Genomic DNA, 14,501 nt, shown 5'->3' on the forward strand with positions numbered 1-14,501 from the left:
TATGGAATTTAAAGAAACTGCAGATTTGCTGAATGCAGTAGGTGTAAAAACAACTTACACACCTGATCGTTTAGAAGAAGTTCGTTCTCCTTACGAGAATTATTATTTGTTACAGAGAGAAGGTGAGAAATGGGCGTACGGACTATTTATACAGGAACGACAAAATAAACCGTATCTATCAGTAAAAGAAACTTTTGAGACGAAGAAAGAAGGGAGTCGCTTTTTTTTCTTAAAGCGACTTTCGAATTACTATTTTTTTAAAGTGATTGAGCCATTTAAACGTGCTCATAAAGAGATGGAATTCGGAAAACGAACAGTGGAAAAGTTATATCGAGCATTAAATATTGCAGGTATCCCTAAAAAGCTGTTTTATGTAGACCAAAAACCTAACCATCGTGCAATTGTACTAGAAACAAAAGGGAATGACTATGCTATTGCCTTTTATGGAATGAATGGTAAAAAAGTGCATGCTACGTTTTCTCACCCTGATTTTCCGTTAGAACTTGATGAAGCACTTTTTTTCTCATTCAGTGAAGTATTCTTATTACACTTGTTTGAAACAGAAGTAGAAGCGTTACTTCAAAAAGAAAATGTTGATGTTAGATTCACAGATGAGGATGTGAAGAATTTTATTCTTGGGTAGTGTGTTCAGCTCATAGTGTAGGCAAATCATTGTGAAAGCTGTTCCAGAAAAAGAAACCCTCCCCCGTAAACTCTCGTATATATAATAAAAGGAGATGAACGTAGATGGATGCTGAAAAAACGATATTAAAGCCAGGTACGCTGGTAGACAGGTACGGCAGTCCAGAGGGCATGTTTTTGTACCCGCAGGATACACCGATTGAACAGCGGTCATTGCCACCGCATAGTTTAGAGGCACCATATTTTTGTTATGAAGTCCTTCGTCCATTTGAAGTGGTAAGTGGGACAATTGAACCGTGGTTTGATCAACCAGGTGGCGGGACGCAACATGTCATGATGGATATGAAAATGGTTGATCCTAAGACAGGAAAAACGATCACACCGACAGTGAGGCATTTAGTACGTTTGGGATATTTACGACAAGTTGAAGTCAAGTAAAGGAGCGTGATCTCATTGAAAATGCAAGAAGTGGAACAATTATTGAATGCGACTGGAAAGCATACAGAGTGCAGAGATGGTCGGCTGATGACCGTTCCTCTACAGCAAGAAAATTATTATTTGTTGTTGGAGGGTGACGGCGGCGAGTGGGTTTACTGCCTCGCTGTACAAGATCGAACCAATCAACCATACATGGAAAATGTAGAAGTTTTCTCAACTGTAGAAGAGGGAAGCAGGTTCTTCTTTCTAAAGCAACTCGCAGAGCAGTCTTTCGAACAAATGGTTGTGGCGTTCAGTCTTGAAAATAAAGATTTAAACATTGGAGCTCAAACGTTTAATAAACAGCAATTAGAACAAGCATTCTCGACACTAGGAATGCCTGCAGGTATATTTTATGATGATGAGAAGCCAAACGGACGCGGAATTGTGCTTGAAAAGAGTGAGGGCGACTATGTTGTATCTTTTTATGGAAGAGATGGACAAAAGGTGCATTCGACCTTGCCAGTCACATTAGACTTAGCTTGCTTTTTTGCTTTCCAACAAACGTGCTTGCTTTATTTGTTTGAGAAGGCAGTGCCTGATTTATTGAAGCGAGAGAATATCAATGTGACTTTCACAGATGAAGATGTGAAGCATTTTATTTTTTGATACAAACCCATGATGCCATTGACAACGTCATCATGGGTTTATGTATGCGTAAGACCAGGCAGGTGCACCGTGAAAGTACTCGATGTAAAAGAAGCAATCGGCATTTTAGATGAAGTCATCAAAAGAAGAGAAGACGCAGACAAGACATTTCAAACGATGGAAACGCAAGTGCAGCGTGTGATCATGGTCGGCACGTTCAGCGGCGGTGGTCCAAAAGCAATTCGAAACCATTTTAAATATGTGCAACTACCAACGATACGTACGTTCCGAGGTTTTTTCAACGTGTTCACAAAAGCCGTTAAACAAATGAAAAAGAACATCTTAAGCTTTGAATCTGCGGACACTCGTCCGGCAAGACTTTTGGTTTATGGACATGCCAAAAGGACTTGAGCGTTTACAGGTGTCAACCGATGAGGGGATTGCCAATGTCAATAAGATAGCGGCATCGATTCAAGATATTGTGAACATCGGAAAATTAAGCGGCGCCCAATGACAATGGATATTAATCAAGCAAAAAGGGACGCCTTACAAGTGCACCAGAAGTTAAAGAGTCTTGATAAAACGAATACGGCAATCATGAAAGCGGTAGAAGCACATCTGAACTCGCTCGGAAACACCGTCAAGAAAGCAGAGAGATGGTCGAATGCTGGACCTGTGATGCCGAGGAACTACGTGACAGAAGCAAAAGCCCACTTTGAAGAGAATACGCTCCATGAATTCGCGCCGAAGATTACCGTGGAGGGTGAAAGCTGTACGAGAGAAGAGGTAGAGAGTACGAAAGAGCCGTCCTTGTGGGATCAGGTGGGAGATTTCTTCTCAATGGCATCGACGGTGACGAACGTTGTGACTGTCGTGGGTGGAGCAAAGGAGATAGGCGACCGCTTTGGTAAAGAAATAACAGGAACAACCGTGAGAGTGATGATGGAATCTCAGATGTTTTTTGACGAACAAGTGAAGAGGTTTACGACGCTTACCTCTGGTTTGCGGTATGCGGGCAGAGCATTGAATAAAGAAATGGGTCGTGCGGTGAATGGTTTCGGTATGTATGTGAGCACACATCCTGTCACAAGAGGAGCAATGTCATTTGCAGGAGACACAGTAAGTGCACTAAAAGGACTACCGTCTAAAGGGATGACAGCTCTTTCAAAGATAGGTGACTCGTTTCAAGGAACATGGTCTGGCATAAAGGCGACTGTTAGCGATGGCGTTACAAGACTTGGTAAGTCTTTTGCGGAAAGTGATATTGGTAAAGGCATTATTAGCACAGCAGTAGGTGCTAGAGACACTGTAACAAAACTGGGCACAGCTTTTGCGAATACTCCAGTTGGGCGGGAGATTGCAAGGACAACAGGAAGCATTGTGAACGGTGTTAAAGCCTTTTCTGCCACAAATTTCGTAAAAGGACTGGCCACAAAGACAGCAGCAACAGCAGTGACAAACATTGCTAAAGCAAGTCAATTGGGTGGCAGGAAGATAACAGAATTGAAGGCAACAGCAGCAATGGCAACAGCAGCGTTAGGAAAGGCCACGATGGATAATAAGGTTGTAAGAGGTGTTACCACAACCCTTCAAGGTGTGGGTAAAGGTGTAAAAAATATTCCTTGGGATTCTGTAATGAAATACGGGAAAAAAGTTCCTTATATCGGCACCGGTGTAGTCATCTTAGACAACTCTCTTGAGTTTGTGAGATCGGAAAACAAGGATAAGACATTTGTAGAAAAAGCAGGTCGCGCTTTATTTGGTTTCGCGGCGGATATGAGCGGACCTGTTATCGGTGCGGTAGCTGGCGGAGTTACTGGTGCTCTCATTGGCGGTGCAGGAGGATTTTTTGCTGCAGGCCCTCTGGGTGTCCTTCCAGGAGCTGGTGTTGGCTTTTTGGCAGGAGGTGCACTGGGTTATGGATTTGGGTCTCCTGCACTAGCACTATTTAATCTTTCCTCAGAGGGTTTTGGTACTCAAGCAGGAAGAGACTTTGGGGAGCACTGGATGCCGAAAATTGTTAAATCAGGAAGAAATGTTTTGGACTCGATCAACCAGCCATTACCAACGACACGTAGTGAGCTTGAAGAGCTCAGGAAGTCGAGGTCTTACCAACATTGACTCGATCTTAAGGGGGTCTTTCCCCCTTGATTTTAGTGTAGTAATAGAGTAGGAATGAGCAGAGGTATTAAAGGGGAATGTTGGTAGAGGGAGAGAAAGCGATGAATAAAGTGAAGAAATATGACCTTGAACGTATGGATATGAGGATAGTAGGCTATGTGCTCTTTCTTTTTGGTGGTATCTTTGTTTATTTGTTTAGCATCGGTAACATTTATTTTTTGTACAGGAATGACGTTTTTCGTCTGGTAGGACAAATATTGCTAGCAGGATATTTTGTTCTGGGGATGATAGTTGTTCATGTTACTTACCGATTTTTTAATAAGAAAATTTTTAGCTTAGCTATATTAGGCTTAGCATGTATATGGACTGTTATTACAGCAGCGCTTTTTTTCATACAACTTATTGATGGAGCTATTTTATTGAAATGGATTTATATTGCGTTGTTGACGATTCAGATAGGCTTTTTTATTGCAATCTTAATTAAAAATAAGTCTTCTTTATCTGTGTTGAAGAAAATATTGGGATTGTATATGTTAACTATGTGTCTATCTTTTTCTTATGTTGTGTGGCCTGCGATTCGTAATGGCGATTATCTTTGGCGGTGGAATGGTCCAGATCACGTAAGATGGTATGAGAAAAAGTACGGTTTAGAGGTAGCTGATGCGATAACGGTTCTCGTGCCTAGTGCTTTTGTCTTAGCAGTGTTTGTTGGGAGTTTTATTTGGGCAGTAATTAATATGGCTAAAAAAATGAGCTTTGTTGGCAACGATTCTTTTGGGGCTGACTATGTAATATTTTCCCCTCTTAAGTATAAGGTAAGAGGTATGCAAGGAGTTTTCACATATAGTTCAGCAAGAAATAATCATGTTCCTGATCAGATGTCTTTTTTTAAACAAGAGGGAGAGAAATATTTCTTTAAGAGATCTTTCTTCCGTGGTTCGACAGAGGAACTCATTTTTTTAAAAGAAGAAGGAATGGGGGAAGGAATCTACTCCTGCGAAGTTAAAGGAAGTGACAAAGAGCCTCGTCACGTAATGGCATTGTACGAAGAGAAGCCGGGTCAATGGCGTCCATTTGAATTTGATGAAATTGAAGAGGTTAAAGAGGAAGGTAATAATGTCAAATGAAAAGAAACTTCCGTTGGAGGAAAAAAGGCAAGTGGCGCCCGTATGAATTTGGGGAAATCGCTGAAGACGCCGCTAAGTGAGCTACATGTACTTGATTATGTTTTTACATGAGTGGTTATTGACATGAGCAAGTATGAAATTGATATAGACGAGGTCCTGAAAGGAAAACCAATTATAGTGAAGATCGTATGTAAGGTTCTTTTCAGGATGCTATTTAAAGTTGATCTAGGCAGATTAGACGTAAGACTACTATCGTGTATTCAATTACTTACAGCAGGAATGTTTATTTACGGGTTCAGTATTGCTAATATTTACTTTGTGTACAGGAGCGATTTCTGGCAATTTATTGGTCAAACAGTGTTAAGGAGGGGTTTTTCTTATGTGAAGTGGTGGGCAGCGACAAAAAGTCGGAAAAAGTAATAGCCTTGTATCAAGAGAAAAAGGGGAATTGGCGCCCATTTGAAATTGAAGAAGTAATTGAAAATAAAACTAGGAGTGACTAAAAATGGCAGAATTAGAGATGGAACAAGCAACAGCCTTCACACTATCAACAGACGAGATGACAACGGCATTTTTGTTATGTGGATATGGGGAAGTAGCGGCAGAAATTTTAAACGCAAGTAAAAGAATCTCAAGCGAGGAAGAGCGTGTCCGGTTTGCAGAACACACGGAGACACTGCTCAAGCACCGTGGCTATTGGGACAGTGAACGAGAATCTAACCTCATTAAAGAATTTGAGAGCTTTATTCACACACTCATGAGAGCAAGCAAGCGTTTACGGTGTGTGCGAGGAAATACGGTGTTGATGCTTCACCATGTAGAAGGAGATAACGCGATTGTTCAAACATGTAAAGGGGCAGATCACTCGTTTGAGTTGGTGGATGATGTAGAACAGCGCACCACATTCCTTCATGATTTTTATGAAGTAGAAGAGGTGGACACACAGGCGTTGGAAGGGTTTACGATGGAAGTAGACTTCTTTGAAATGTTGCATGAGATCACCGCAGAACAATTGGATGAACTGATCGAGAAAGAAGCATATGCTGGTTCGATTTTGCAGTTTTTAAAGGACTATCGTGCAAACAAATTGGTGTTTGATAATATCTCATTTTTACAGACCGATTATGCTGTGAAAAACGAAAGTGAGTTACTTGAGATGCAGTTCCTCTTAGAATCGGAAGACTTCGTTTGGCATATCCATTATCACGATATTGAAGCGAAAAAAGAAGTGTATATGTACCCAGTGGAGAAACGAGAGTATCTGGGCATGATCATTGACGGGCTGAATGACTGGTTTAGGTAGGGGGGAATAACGAATAGTAGAGTTTGTGTTGGGAACTGTAGGGGTGTTTTCTTTTGGAGTAGGAACGATGTTAATTTTCTTAGTTTATATTGCAGACGGTACAGATTATTATTATAGGGCTATTATTGGCTCAGGAATATCTACAGTGGCAGGGTTGTTCGCAGTGGTGATTTTAAATAAATACCCAAGGGTGTCAGCGGCTATTTTTTTGACTGGTACAGTACCATATAGCCTGTTTTCAACCAATTGGGCTGTATTTGTTATAGCGGGGACCGTTCCTATAGTGCTATATTTGCTTACTGGGATCCTATTGATTGTGAACAAAGAGAATAAGAGGAGTAAGAGCCAGGAGCGCAATAGGTGTTCTTGTTGTGGTACAGAGCATGGTTGAATTACTGCCTAATCGCAAATCGAATCAAGTAAAAGGAGGAGCGGAATGACAAAAATACTCGATGCAAAAGAAGCGATCGGCATTTTAGATGAAGTCATCAAAAGAAGAGAAGACGCAGACCAGACATTTCAAACGTTGGAAACGCAAGTACGGCGTGTGATCATGGTCGGTACGTTTAGCGGCGACGGTCCAGAAGCCATTCGAAACCATTTTAAATACGTGCAACTACCAACAATCCGTTCGTTCCGAGGTTTTTTCAATGTGTACACAAAAGCAGTCAAACAAATGAAAAAGAACATCTTGAGCTTTGAGTCCTCGGACGCACTCGTCCGGCGAGATTTTTGGTTGATACAAGTGCCAAAGGGGTTACATCGGTTACAGATGTCAACGGACCAGTCGATTTCCAATGTCAATAAAGTAGCCGCATCAATCCAAGACATCATTAACATTGGAAGTTTGAACGGAACAGCGATGACAATGGATATTAAAGAAGCACAACGACATGCCCAACAAGTGAATCAGAAATTAAGCAGTCTTGACAAAACAAACACGGCAATCATGAAAGCGGTAGAAGCGCACCTGAACTCGCTCGGAAACACTGTTAAGAAAGCAGAGAGATGGTCAAGCGCGGGTCCTGTGATGTCGCCTATTTACGTGAGACAAGCACAAGCCCACTTTGAAGAGCATACGCTTCATGAACTCGCACCGAAGCCAGGAAGTACAGACGGCGCACGTGGAAAAAGGGAGAAAAATCGAGGTAACTCTCTATTAGATCAAGTGGCGAACTTATTTTTCATGGTAAGCAATGCTGCCGATTCATTAAAAGGATTCAACGGGATGAATGACCGCCTAAATGCGACAATGACAACAGGCACTGTCAGTATGATGTTGGCTTCTAGACTAATGTACGATAAACAAGCAAATAAATTTATTGTAAAAACGGACGCGTCCAACCTCTCGCCAGCGGTACGAGAGACGCTGAAGCGTATGGCAAAAAATTATCAAGCCCGCGCGCAAACAGATAGAGTGAGGAATGCGGCAAATGATTTTGTTGGTTCGATTGTGAACATGTTTACAGGGGTTGCTTCTCAAACATCAGGAACCGCGATCACAGCAATTAGTTCTGTTCTAAGGTTATTTAGAGGTTCTGTATCAGACGTAAAAGCAAGTCGCCCGGTAGATGTAAGTAAGGCGTCTTCCTCATATGAAGCAGCCCACATTGTTGCCCAGGCAGAGGGGAAAACGAGAACGAAATATTTTTCGGACGATTGGGGCAAGCCACTACCTAAGAGTGGTGTTGAATGGTCATCAGAGGATACTTCCATGGTCATTGATTCTCTCCCTGTTTTGAGTAATTTTAAATCTGGGTACGAAGCAATCACTGGTGTAGATCCAATTACAGGACGTAAGCTAGAATTGGGGGAACGCGCATTAGCATTAGCAGGGACTGGAGGTGGTCCTCTCGTTAAATGGGGTTCTAGAGGGGTTAGAGCGGCGAAGAGTGGTTCGAAGGCAAGCAATGTTTTCTCTTCGCAAGGTAGAGTAACTGTTGATACAATAAAGTCCAATCCCAATGTATTCAAGGGTAAATCAACAGATGAGATAGCTCAGATGTTAAGAAATAATGGATATGATGTCACAATTAGAGACTCTACAAGATCGAATTCAGGCGCAAAAGTTATTAAAATTACTTTAAATGAGCAAAACCCCAGTAATAAATTTCCAGTCGAGAAGCAAAAACAGCTTCCCTAAGCAACATGTAACTCTTTTTTAATTTGCTCTAAAGGAGCGCCTGCGGCTGTTTGATGATAAACAAAATCAATAACACTATGCACTTTTTGCTTTCGGAAAGCAAGAACTGCGCCATTGAAATGATCTTTTCCAAACCGCATGACAAAAAGGTACGCAAACTGAACGATGATCCAAAAGCGCTCAATGGCGCGCTTCTTTCTGATTTGGTATTTGTTAAAGCCCATTGTTCCTTTGATTTGTTTGAAGTATGTCTCGATGCTCCAGCGTTCTCCGTAGTACTGCAGGATTTGTGCAGTAGACAATTCTGTATCAGTACTCAGAAAACAGCGCATGTGAGCTGAATCCATAGGGTCTGCTACTTTCCAACTCAATAAGACGACGCCGTATGGGATGTCATTTAAAGCCCCTTCATACCGATAAACACGGTACGATTCTTGACCGATGGTCACAACATCGGTATCTTCTTTTTGAATATGAGAAGCGAAGTCTTTTGCTTGGGTGCGAATTCCCTGCGGATAAATAATGCGGTTTGTTTTCAAAGCACCGATCAAATGAATGCCCTTAGATAAGGATGATTCAACGATGGAATGGGATGTATACCAACTATCACAAAGCAAATACGAAGGCTGACTCCTAGCAGGAAGCCGATCGATCATGTTTAAAGACAAAGCAATTTTGCTTTCAGTCTGATCCTTTTCATACAGCTGATGTTCATACGGATAGGCCTGATCCCCTGATTTCACTATCATTTGGACAATTTGGTGTCCCCAAACAGGCTTCCCTTCAGTATGTGAGAAATGAAAACCACATGATTCCACCGGAGACTTCGCCTGTGACGAAGGCTTGGTCTTTTTAGAGATCGTATCATCTAACAGGAAGAACACAGGTCTGCTTAAATCAATCATTTGGCGCACATATTGTTGAGAAAGCCGAAGAAGATAGGACTCGTTCCATGCACCGTTTGCTAGGAAATGTCCGAGTGTTGTCCGATGTTTAGAATGGTGACTCAGTGTGTGTATATCCGTCAATTTGCCAGCAAATCCTTTGGTAAACATCCCATCAAGCATGTGTTTGAGGTGTGTGACGACTGGTTTCGAAAAATAAAAAGGTAAATTCCATTCTTTGAATCCTTTGTCGATTGCTTCATGATGTGATAAGCTAGTCATCAGACAGATACGCTCCTTTGGTTTGGTGACGGTGTGGTGCTTTCATTTTAAACCATCGGAGTCGTTCTGTCTTTTATTTTGTAGCAAATTGGAATTTTATTGAAGGAGATTTGCTCATTTTAAGAAAATTAATAATCATGGAGACGGAAAGAACATTACTCAAGTTCAAGTATCACCAGGTGGAGGAAGGCACGGGAATAATCCATATGTTAAAATAAGCACGAGTGACCAAGGTATTATTAAGGTTGTTGATGGAAGCCCGAATAAGTACTTAACTGATGGGTCAGAAAAAGCAACAATTATTTTCGCAGGAGGGGAATAAATTGACAGATTTAAATGCACCTATTGTTCCGTGGAAAGGCATGGGGGGAATAAAGCTATACAGCCACATCAGTGAATTCTTTGATACAATTGATGAGTTAGGCGAGTCAGATGTATACTTAGGAAAATTTTTAATAAAATACGAACTGGAAGGTTCAATGGATTTGTGGTTTAACTTAATGAATGGTAAGCTCTTTAAAATTACAGCTTTGAAAGGTTATAACGGTAAATTGTTTGACAAGATCCATATCGGCATGCATATTGAAGAGGTGTTAAAGATAGAGCCGAGCTTTGAGTATGACGATTTTGAAGAAGTGTATTGTAGTCCAAAGGGGATATTTATTGAGACAGATCCTGTAGAACATACGGTTTCATGGATTTCAGTATATGTCAAAGAGCTGGATGATGAGGGTTTTGATAAGGGTAATTGGTAACTATCATAGGAATGAAAGCACCATTTTATTTTAATGGTGCTGTTTCTTACGGCGTGTGATCATGGTCGGTACGTTTAGCGGCGACGGTCCAGAAGCCATTCGAAACCATTTTAAATACGTGCAACTACCAACAATAAGTTCGTTCCGAGGTTTTTTCAATGTGTACACAAAAGCAGTCAAACAAATGAAAAAGAACATCTTGAGCTTTGAATCTCCAGATGCACTTGCGATTCCCGTTCAGTGGTGCCTCCACTTCCTGAATGAGACAACCTTATGAATTCAAAAATCGTGTCTTGACAAAGGGGTCCATTTTACGCTCAACAAGTGCATCAGAAGCATCAGAAGCTAAATAGTCTTGACAAAACAAACACAGCAATTATGAAAGCTGTAGAAGCGCACCTGAACTCGCTCGGAAACACTGTTAAGAAAGCAGAGAGATGGTCAAGGCTGGCCCCGTCATACCACCTATTTATGTAAAACAAGCACAAGCCCACTTTGAAAAGCACACGCTTCATGAACTAGTACCGAAGCCTGCCGTGGAGGGTGAAAGCTGTACGAGAGAGGAAGTAGAAAGCACAAAAGAGCCGTCGATGTGGGATCACGTGATGAATTTCGTCGAGACGGCGTCTATGATCGTAAATGTTGATACGGTTAGAAGAGGTGTGATGGACCTAGGTTCACGTTTTGCGGACGAGATTGGCGCCCGTATGAATTTGGGGAAATAGAAAACTAGGAGTGACTAAAGATGGCAGAATTAGAGATGGAACAAGCAAAAACAGCGTTCACACTATCGACAGACGAAATTACGACGGCATTTTTGTTATGTGGATACGGAGAAGTAGCGGCAGAAATTTTAAACGCAAGTAAAAGAATTTCAAGCGAAGAAGAACGAGTTCGATTTGCAGAACACACGGAAACACTGCTCAAGCACCGTGGCTATTGGGACAGTGAACGAGAGTCTAACCTCATTAAAGAATTTGAGAGCTTTATTCACACACTCATGAGAGCAAGCAAGCGTTTACGGTGTGTGCGAGGAAGCACGGTGTTGATGCTTCACCATGTAGAAGGGGACAACGCGTTTGTTCAAACATGTAAAGGGGCAGATCACTCGTTTGAACTGGTTCATGATGTGGACGAACGAACAGAAGCGTTACATACTTTTTATGAAGTAGAAGAAGTAAATATGGGAGAGTCAGAAGGATTTACGATGGAAGTAGACTTCTTTGAAATGCTGCACGAGATCACCGCAGAACAGTTGGATGAACTGATTGAGAAAGAGGTATATGCTGGTCCGATTTTGCAGTTCTTAAAGGACTATCGTGCAAACAAATTGGTGTTTGATAATATTTCATTTTTACAGACCGATTATGCTGTGAAAAATGAAAGTGAATTACTTGAGATGCAGTTCCTCTTAGAATCGGAAGAATTCGTTTGGCATATCCATTATCACGATATTGAAGAGAAACAAGAAGTGTATGCGTACCCAGTAGAAAAACGAGAATATCTGGGCATGATTATTGACGGGCTGAATGATTGGTTTAGGTAAGGGGGAACCGAGGTAAAAATGCTTGTTGGAGGGGACTAGTAAATGAATCGAACGGTAGAAAAAGTGCTAGGGATTATAGGAGTTTCTTTATATTTTGTGGGAGGACTAGCTGCATGGATGCTTCATTTAATCTTGATGGAAGAGGAAAATGCACATATATTTTCATCTAATGATTATTTTTGGGTAATGATCGGGGCTTTTATTGCGGCTATATCCGGAGTATTTGCAGTGGTGGTGATACGGAAATTGCCTAAAACTGCAGGAGCAATTTTTATAAGTAGTGTGATTGTGTACATTGTGATGACAAACGCCTATCTAATTTTTTTAATCCCATTGGCTCCTGCAGTTCTTTATATTATTGCTGGTATCATGGTGCTTATGCGAGCGGAGAGAGGGGCTGATGTTCAGGGAGGATCACACTTTTGTGTACATTGCGGGTCACCTATTACGAATGTCGGCAAGTTTTGTTCGTCGTGTGGTAAGGAGCGTAATCAAGTCATGATGTAGATGCTAAGGTAAAAGGAGGTGCGCCATGACAAAAATACTTGATGCAAAAGAAGCCATTAGCATTTTAGATGAAGTCATAAAAAGAAGAGAAGACGCAGACAAGACATTTCAAACGATGGAAACGCAAGTACGGCGTGTGATCATGGTCGGCACATTTAGCGGTGATGGTCCAGAAGCAATTCGAAACCATTTTAAATACGTTCAACTACCAACGATACGTTCGTTCCGAGGTTTTTTCAATGTGTACACAAAAGCAGTCAAACAAATGAAAAAGAACATCTTGAGCTTTGAGTCTTCGGACGCACTCGTCCGGCGAGATTTTTGGTTGATACAAGTGCCAAAGGGGTTACATCGGTTACAGATGTCAACGGACCAGTCGATTTCCAATGTCAATAAAGTAGCCGCATCAATCCAAGACATCATTAACATTGGAAGTTTGAACGGAACAGCGATGACAATGGATATTAAAGAAGCACAACGACATGCCCAACAAGTGAATCAGAAATTAAGCAGTCTTGACAAAACAAACACGGCAATCATGAAAGCGGTAGAAGCGCACCTGAACTCGCTCGGAAACACTGTTAAGAAAGCAGAGAGATGGTCAAGCGCGGGTCCTGTGATGTCGCCTATCCATGTCACACAAGCACAAGTGCATTTTAAAGAGAACAAGCTTCATGAATGGGCACCGAAGCCTACCGTGGAGGTTGAGGAAGGTGAGAGTTGTACAAAAGAAGAATTAGACAGCATAGAAGATATGTCATGGTGGGATCACGTGAAATATGGCTTTAGTAAGTCAATGGACAGCTTTGTAGAAATAGGTAATTCAATTTGGGATGGCGTGGAAGACAGATCAGAAAAAGCATTTGATTCGTTTTATGACTATGGAAACCATGTCACATTTGGTCTATTTGATGCAGGTGTTAGCATGTGGGATGGGGCGCAGATGCGTTATAATGAATTTATAGACGATCCGAACGTGTTCACTTTCGTTAATTATGCCTCAATAGGCACCTATGATATGTTCGTTGGTACTGTGAATCCAGATGATCCCTATTCAACTGATCACTGGCTAAGTAGTGCAGGGTTAGCCGGATCTTTGGCAGGTGGTGCTGGATTAGCTACACGCGGTGCAGTGAGTGCCTTGAAACAGGGGGCGCGAAATTCTGGATCAGTGAACAGTGTGAAGTCAGGTTCGAGAAGCCCCAGACCAGCAAAGGGTGCGTCGGCAGGTGCGGTCATTTCTGGCGCAGCATCAAATGCATTTAGATCAATTCGAAACGCCGCTGATAACTGGTTAAACGGTTTGCAGCTAGCTGGGTTTACAACAGGTGGCGCCGCAGCGGTGACAAGAAGTGCAATGTCAGGTTCGAGAAGGTCGGGCGGCGCAGTAAAAGATGTGAAGTCAGGTTCCGGAAGCAACGGTTCAGTGAACAGCGTGAAAGCAGGCTCGAAAAGCGCTGGGACAGCGAATAATGTAACAGGAACGAAAAGCTCGGGATCAGTGAGTGATGTGAAATCAGGCTCAAAAGGCTCTGGGGCAGTGAAAGATGTGAAGTCGGGTTCAGGAAGCTCTAGCTCTGGGACAGTAACTGATGTGAAGGGAACAGGGAAACCGACTGATAAGGTTGTTAATGGAATTAGTGCGGCAGATCGAGCAAAGCTTGACGGATGGGCATACCGTCCAAGCGACGAGATGTACTTAAAGTACAAGAAAACGTTTGACAATCCGAAGTACTATGATCAGAAAACAGGCGATATACAGTGGCCGCCGAATGATGGATTTAAAGGGGCGCGTGTGAAGACAACTATGGAGCCAGGAGCGGTGCTAGATAGATACGGGGACCCAGGTGGGAGCTATTTATCTCCAGTAGGAACACCGTATGAACAACGGGCGTTAGCGTTACACAGCGATAATGCGCCTTATCATCAGTATAGGGTTGAAATACCTTTTCAAGTAGAAAGTGGAAAAATTGCGCCTTGGTTTGATCGTCCTGGTGGGGGAACGCAGTATTATACTGGTAATATGCCCCAAGTGCCTCATCCGAAGACAGGAAAACTTTATGATCCTACTGTGAAAAATTTATTAGATCTGGGCTATATTAAAAAGATCAATTAGGGGGGATGTA

At 42.0% G+C, this 14,501-nt stretch carries 17 protein-coding genes; 16 read left to right on the forward strand and 1 reads right to left on the reverse strand.

The genetic code is table 11. The features are described from left to right. Position 1 precedes the first annotated feature (1 nt). The 10 genes from NSQ26_RS04595 (at position 2) to NSQ26_RS04640 (ending at position 8,401) form a co-directional block, all read left to right on the forward strand. Positions 2-643 carry a hypothetical protein gene (locus NSQ26_RS04595; protein ID WP_499719389.1) on the forward strand — a complete coding sequence of 214 codons (642 nt, stop codon included), beginning with the start codon at positions 2-4 and terminating at the stop codon, positions 641-643. A gap of 104 nt (positions 644-747) precedes the next feature. Then, the gene (locus NSQ26_RS04600; RefSeq protein WP_499719390.1) at positions 748-1,080 is read left to right on the forward strand and encodes a TNT domain-containing protein; all 333 of its coding nucleotides are present in this window, start codon (positions 748-750) and stop codon (positions 1,078-1,080) included. Positions 1,081-1,095: 15 nt separating this feature from the next. Continuing rightward, on the forward strand, positions 1,096-1,728 hold the full coding sequence (locus NSQ26_RS04605) for a hypothetical protein (protein WP_499719391.1): 633 nt from the start codon (positions 1,096-1,098) through the stop codon (positions 1,726-1,728). A 69-nt stretch (positions 1,729-1,797) separates the two neighbouring features. Next, positions 1,798-2,118 (forward strand): T7SS effector LXG polymorphic toxin, encoded by a 321-nt coding sequence (locus NSQ26_RS04610; protein WP_499719392.1) that lies wholly within the window; start codon positions 1,798-1,800, stop codon positions 2,116-2,118. Beyond that, complete coding sequence (locus tag NSQ26_RS04615) at positions 2,096-2,221, forward strand: hypothetical protein (protein ID WP_499719393.1); 126 nt, start codon at positions 2,096-2,098, stop codon at positions 2,219-2,221. The genes NSQ26_RS04610 and NSQ26_RS04615 overlap by 23 nt, the downstream gene beginning before the upstream one ends. Further along, positions 2,218-3,828, forward strand: a complete 1,611-nt coding sequence (locus tag NSQ26_RS04620; protein WP_499719394.1) for a hypothetical protein — start codon at positions 2,218-2,220, stop codon at positions 3,826-3,828. The genes NSQ26_RS04615 and NSQ26_RS04620 overlap by 4 nt, the downstream gene beginning before the upstream one ends. Positions 3,829-3,929: 101 nt before the next feature. Beyond that, positions 3,930-4,955 carry a hypothetical protein gene (locus NSQ26_RS04625; RefSeq protein WP_499719395.1) on the forward strand — a complete coding sequence of 342 codons (1,026 nt, stop codon included), beginning with the start codon at positions 3,930-3,932 and terminating at the stop codon, positions 4,953-4,955. Between the two features lie 123 nt (positions 4,956-5,078). Beyond that, positions 5,079-5,375 carry a hypothetical protein gene (locus NSQ26_RS04630; protein ID WP_499719396.1) on the forward strand — a complete coding sequence of 99 codons (297 nt, stop codon included), beginning with the start codon at positions 5,079-5,081 and terminating at the stop codon, positions 5,373-5,375. An 85-nt stretch (positions 5,376-5,460) separates the two neighbouring features. Beyond that, on the forward strand, positions 5,461-6,258 hold the full coding sequence (locus NSQ26_RS04635; protein ID WP_499719371.1) for a hypothetical protein: 798 nt from the start codon (positions 5,461-5,463) through the stop codon (positions 6,256-6,258). Between the two features lie 436 nt (positions 6,259-6,694). Further along, positions 6,695-8,401 carry a T7SS effector LXG polymorphic toxin gene (locus NSQ26_RS04640; protein ID WP_499719397.1) on the forward strand — a complete coding sequence of 569 codons (1,707 nt, stop codon included), beginning with the start codon at positions 6,695-6,697 and terminating at the stop codon, positions 8,399-8,401. Here the strand turns inward: NSQ26_RS04640 and NSQ26_RS04645 are convergent. Then, on the reverse strand, positions 8,398-9,567 hold the full coding sequence (locus NSQ26_RS04645; protein ID WP_499719398.1) for an IS701 family transposase: 1,170 nt from the start codon (positions 9,565-9,567) through the stop codon (positions 8,398-8,400). The genes NSQ26_RS04640 and NSQ26_RS04645 overlap by 4 nt on opposite strands. Before the next feature lie 323 nt (positions 9,568-9,890). On the opposite strand from NSQ26_RS04645, the gene NSQ26_RS04650 reads away from it, so the two are divergent. The 6 genes from NSQ26_RS04650 to NSQ26_RS04675 all read left to right on the forward strand — a co-directional run bounded on the left by NSQ26_RS04650 (position 9,891) and on the right by NSQ26_RS04675 (position 14,491). After that, the gene (locus NSQ26_RS04650; protein WP_499719400.1) at positions 9,891-10,322 is read left to right on the forward strand and encodes a hypothetical protein; all 432 of its coding nucleotides are present in this window, start codon (positions 9,891-9,893) and stop codon (positions 10,320-10,322) included. A 61-nt stretch (positions 10,323-10,383) separates the two neighbouring features. Next, positions 10,384-10,599 carry a T7SS effector LXG polymorphic toxin gene (locus NSQ26_RS04655; RefSeq protein WP_499719402.1) on the forward strand — a complete coding sequence of 72 codons (216 nt, stop codon included), beginning with the start codon at positions 10,384-10,386 and terminating at the stop codon, positions 10,597-10,599. A 160-nt stretch (positions 10,600-10,759) separates the two neighbouring features. Further along, on the forward strand, positions 10,760-11,047 hold the full coding sequence (locus tag NSQ26_RS04660; RefSeq protein WP_499719404.1) for a hypothetical protein: 288 nt from the start codon (positions 10,760-10,762) through the stop codon (positions 11,045-11,047). A gap of 20 nt (positions 11,048-11,067) precedes the next feature. Continuing rightward, entirely contained in the window at positions 11,068-11,868 is an 801-nt protein-coding gene (locus tag NSQ26_RS04665) for a YfjC family protein (RefSeq protein ID WP_499719405.1), read from the forward strand. 42 nt (positions 11,869-11,910) lie between these two features. Continuing rightward, the gene (locus NSQ26_RS04670; protein WP_499719407.1) at positions 11,911-12,375 is read left to right on the forward strand and encodes a DUF4064 domain-containing protein; all 465 of its coding nucleotides are present in this window, start codon (positions 11,911-11,913) and stop codon (positions 12,373-12,375) included. Between the two features lie 25 nt (positions 12,376-12,400). Next, positions 12,401-14,491, forward strand: a complete 2,091-nt coding sequence (locus NSQ26_RS04675; RefSeq protein ID WP_499719409.1) for a T7SS effector LXG polymorphic toxin — start codon at positions 12,401-12,403, stop codon at positions 14,489-14,491. The last annotated feature ends 10 nt before the right edge of the window (positions 14,492-14,501 follow it).

Origin of the sequence: Bacillus sp. FSL W7-1360 (assembly GCF_038592975.1) — a bacterium.
Taxonomy (GTDB): Bacteria; Bacillota; Bacilli; order Bacillales; family Bacillaceae_D; genus Shouchella; species Shouchella lonarensis.

What these genes read in the sequence shown, in the direction of transcription:
- NSQ26_RS04675 (WP_499719409.1), top strand. Translation starts at nt 12,401, where the DNA reads ATGACAAAAATACTTGATGCAAAAGAAGCCATTAGCATTTTAGATGAA.
- NSQ26_RS04600 (WP_499719390.1), top strand. Translation starts at nt 748, where the DNA reads ATGGATGCTGAAAAAACGATATTAAAGCCAGGTACGCTGGTAGACAGG.
- NSQ26_RS04630 (WP_499719396.1), top strand. Translation starts at nt 5,079, where the DNA reads ATGAGCAAGTATGAAATTGATATAGACGAGGTCCTGAAAGGAAAACCA.
- NSQ26_RS04640 (WP_499719397.1), top strand. Translation starts at nt 6,695, where the DNA reads ATGACAAAAATACTCGATGCAAAAGAAGCGATCGGCATTTTAGATGAA.
- NSQ26_RS04655 (WP_499719402.1), top strand. Translation starts at nt 10,384, where the DNA reads ATGGTCGGTACGTTTAGCGGCGACGGTCCAGAAGCCATTCGAAACCAT.
- NSQ26_RS04625 (WP_499719395.1), top strand. Translation starts at nt 3,930, where the DNA reads ATGAATAAAGTGAAGAAATATGACCTTGAACGTATGGATATGAGGATA.
- NSQ26_RS04615 (WP_499719393.1), top strand. Translation starts at nt 2,096, where the DNA reads ATGGACATGCCAAAAGGACTTGAGCGTTTACAGGTGTCAACCGATGAG.
- NSQ26_RS04620 (WP_499719394.1), top strand. Translation starts at nt 2,218, where the DNA reads ATGACAATGGATATTAATCAAGCAAAAAGGGACGCCTTACAAGTGCAC.
- NSQ26_RS04670 (WP_499719407.1), top strand. Translation starts at nt 11,911, where the DNA reads ATGAATCGAACGGTAGAAAAAGTGCTAGGGATTATAGGAGTTTCTTTA.
- NSQ26_RS04660 (WP_499719404.1), top strand. Translation starts at nt 10,760, where the DNA reads ATGGTCAAGGCTGGCCCCGTCATACCACCTATTTATGTAAAACAAGCA.
- NSQ26_RS04635 (WP_499719371.1), top strand. Translation starts at nt 5,461, where the DNA reads ATGGCAGAATTAGAGATGGAACAAGCAACAGCCTTCACACTATCAACA.
- NSQ26_RS04595 (WP_499719389.1), top strand. Translation starts at nt 2, where the DNA reads ATGGAATTTAAAGAAACTGCAGATTTGCTGAATGCAGTAGGTGTAAAA.
- NSQ26_RS04665 (WP_499719405.1), top strand. Translation starts at nt 11,068, where the DNA reads ATGGCAGAATTAGAGATGGAACAAGCAAAAACAGCGTTCACACTATCG.
- NSQ26_RS04645 (WP_499719398.1), bottom strand. Translation starts at nt 9,567, where the DNA reads ATGACTAGCTTATCACATCATGAAGCAATCGACAAAGGATTCAAAGAA.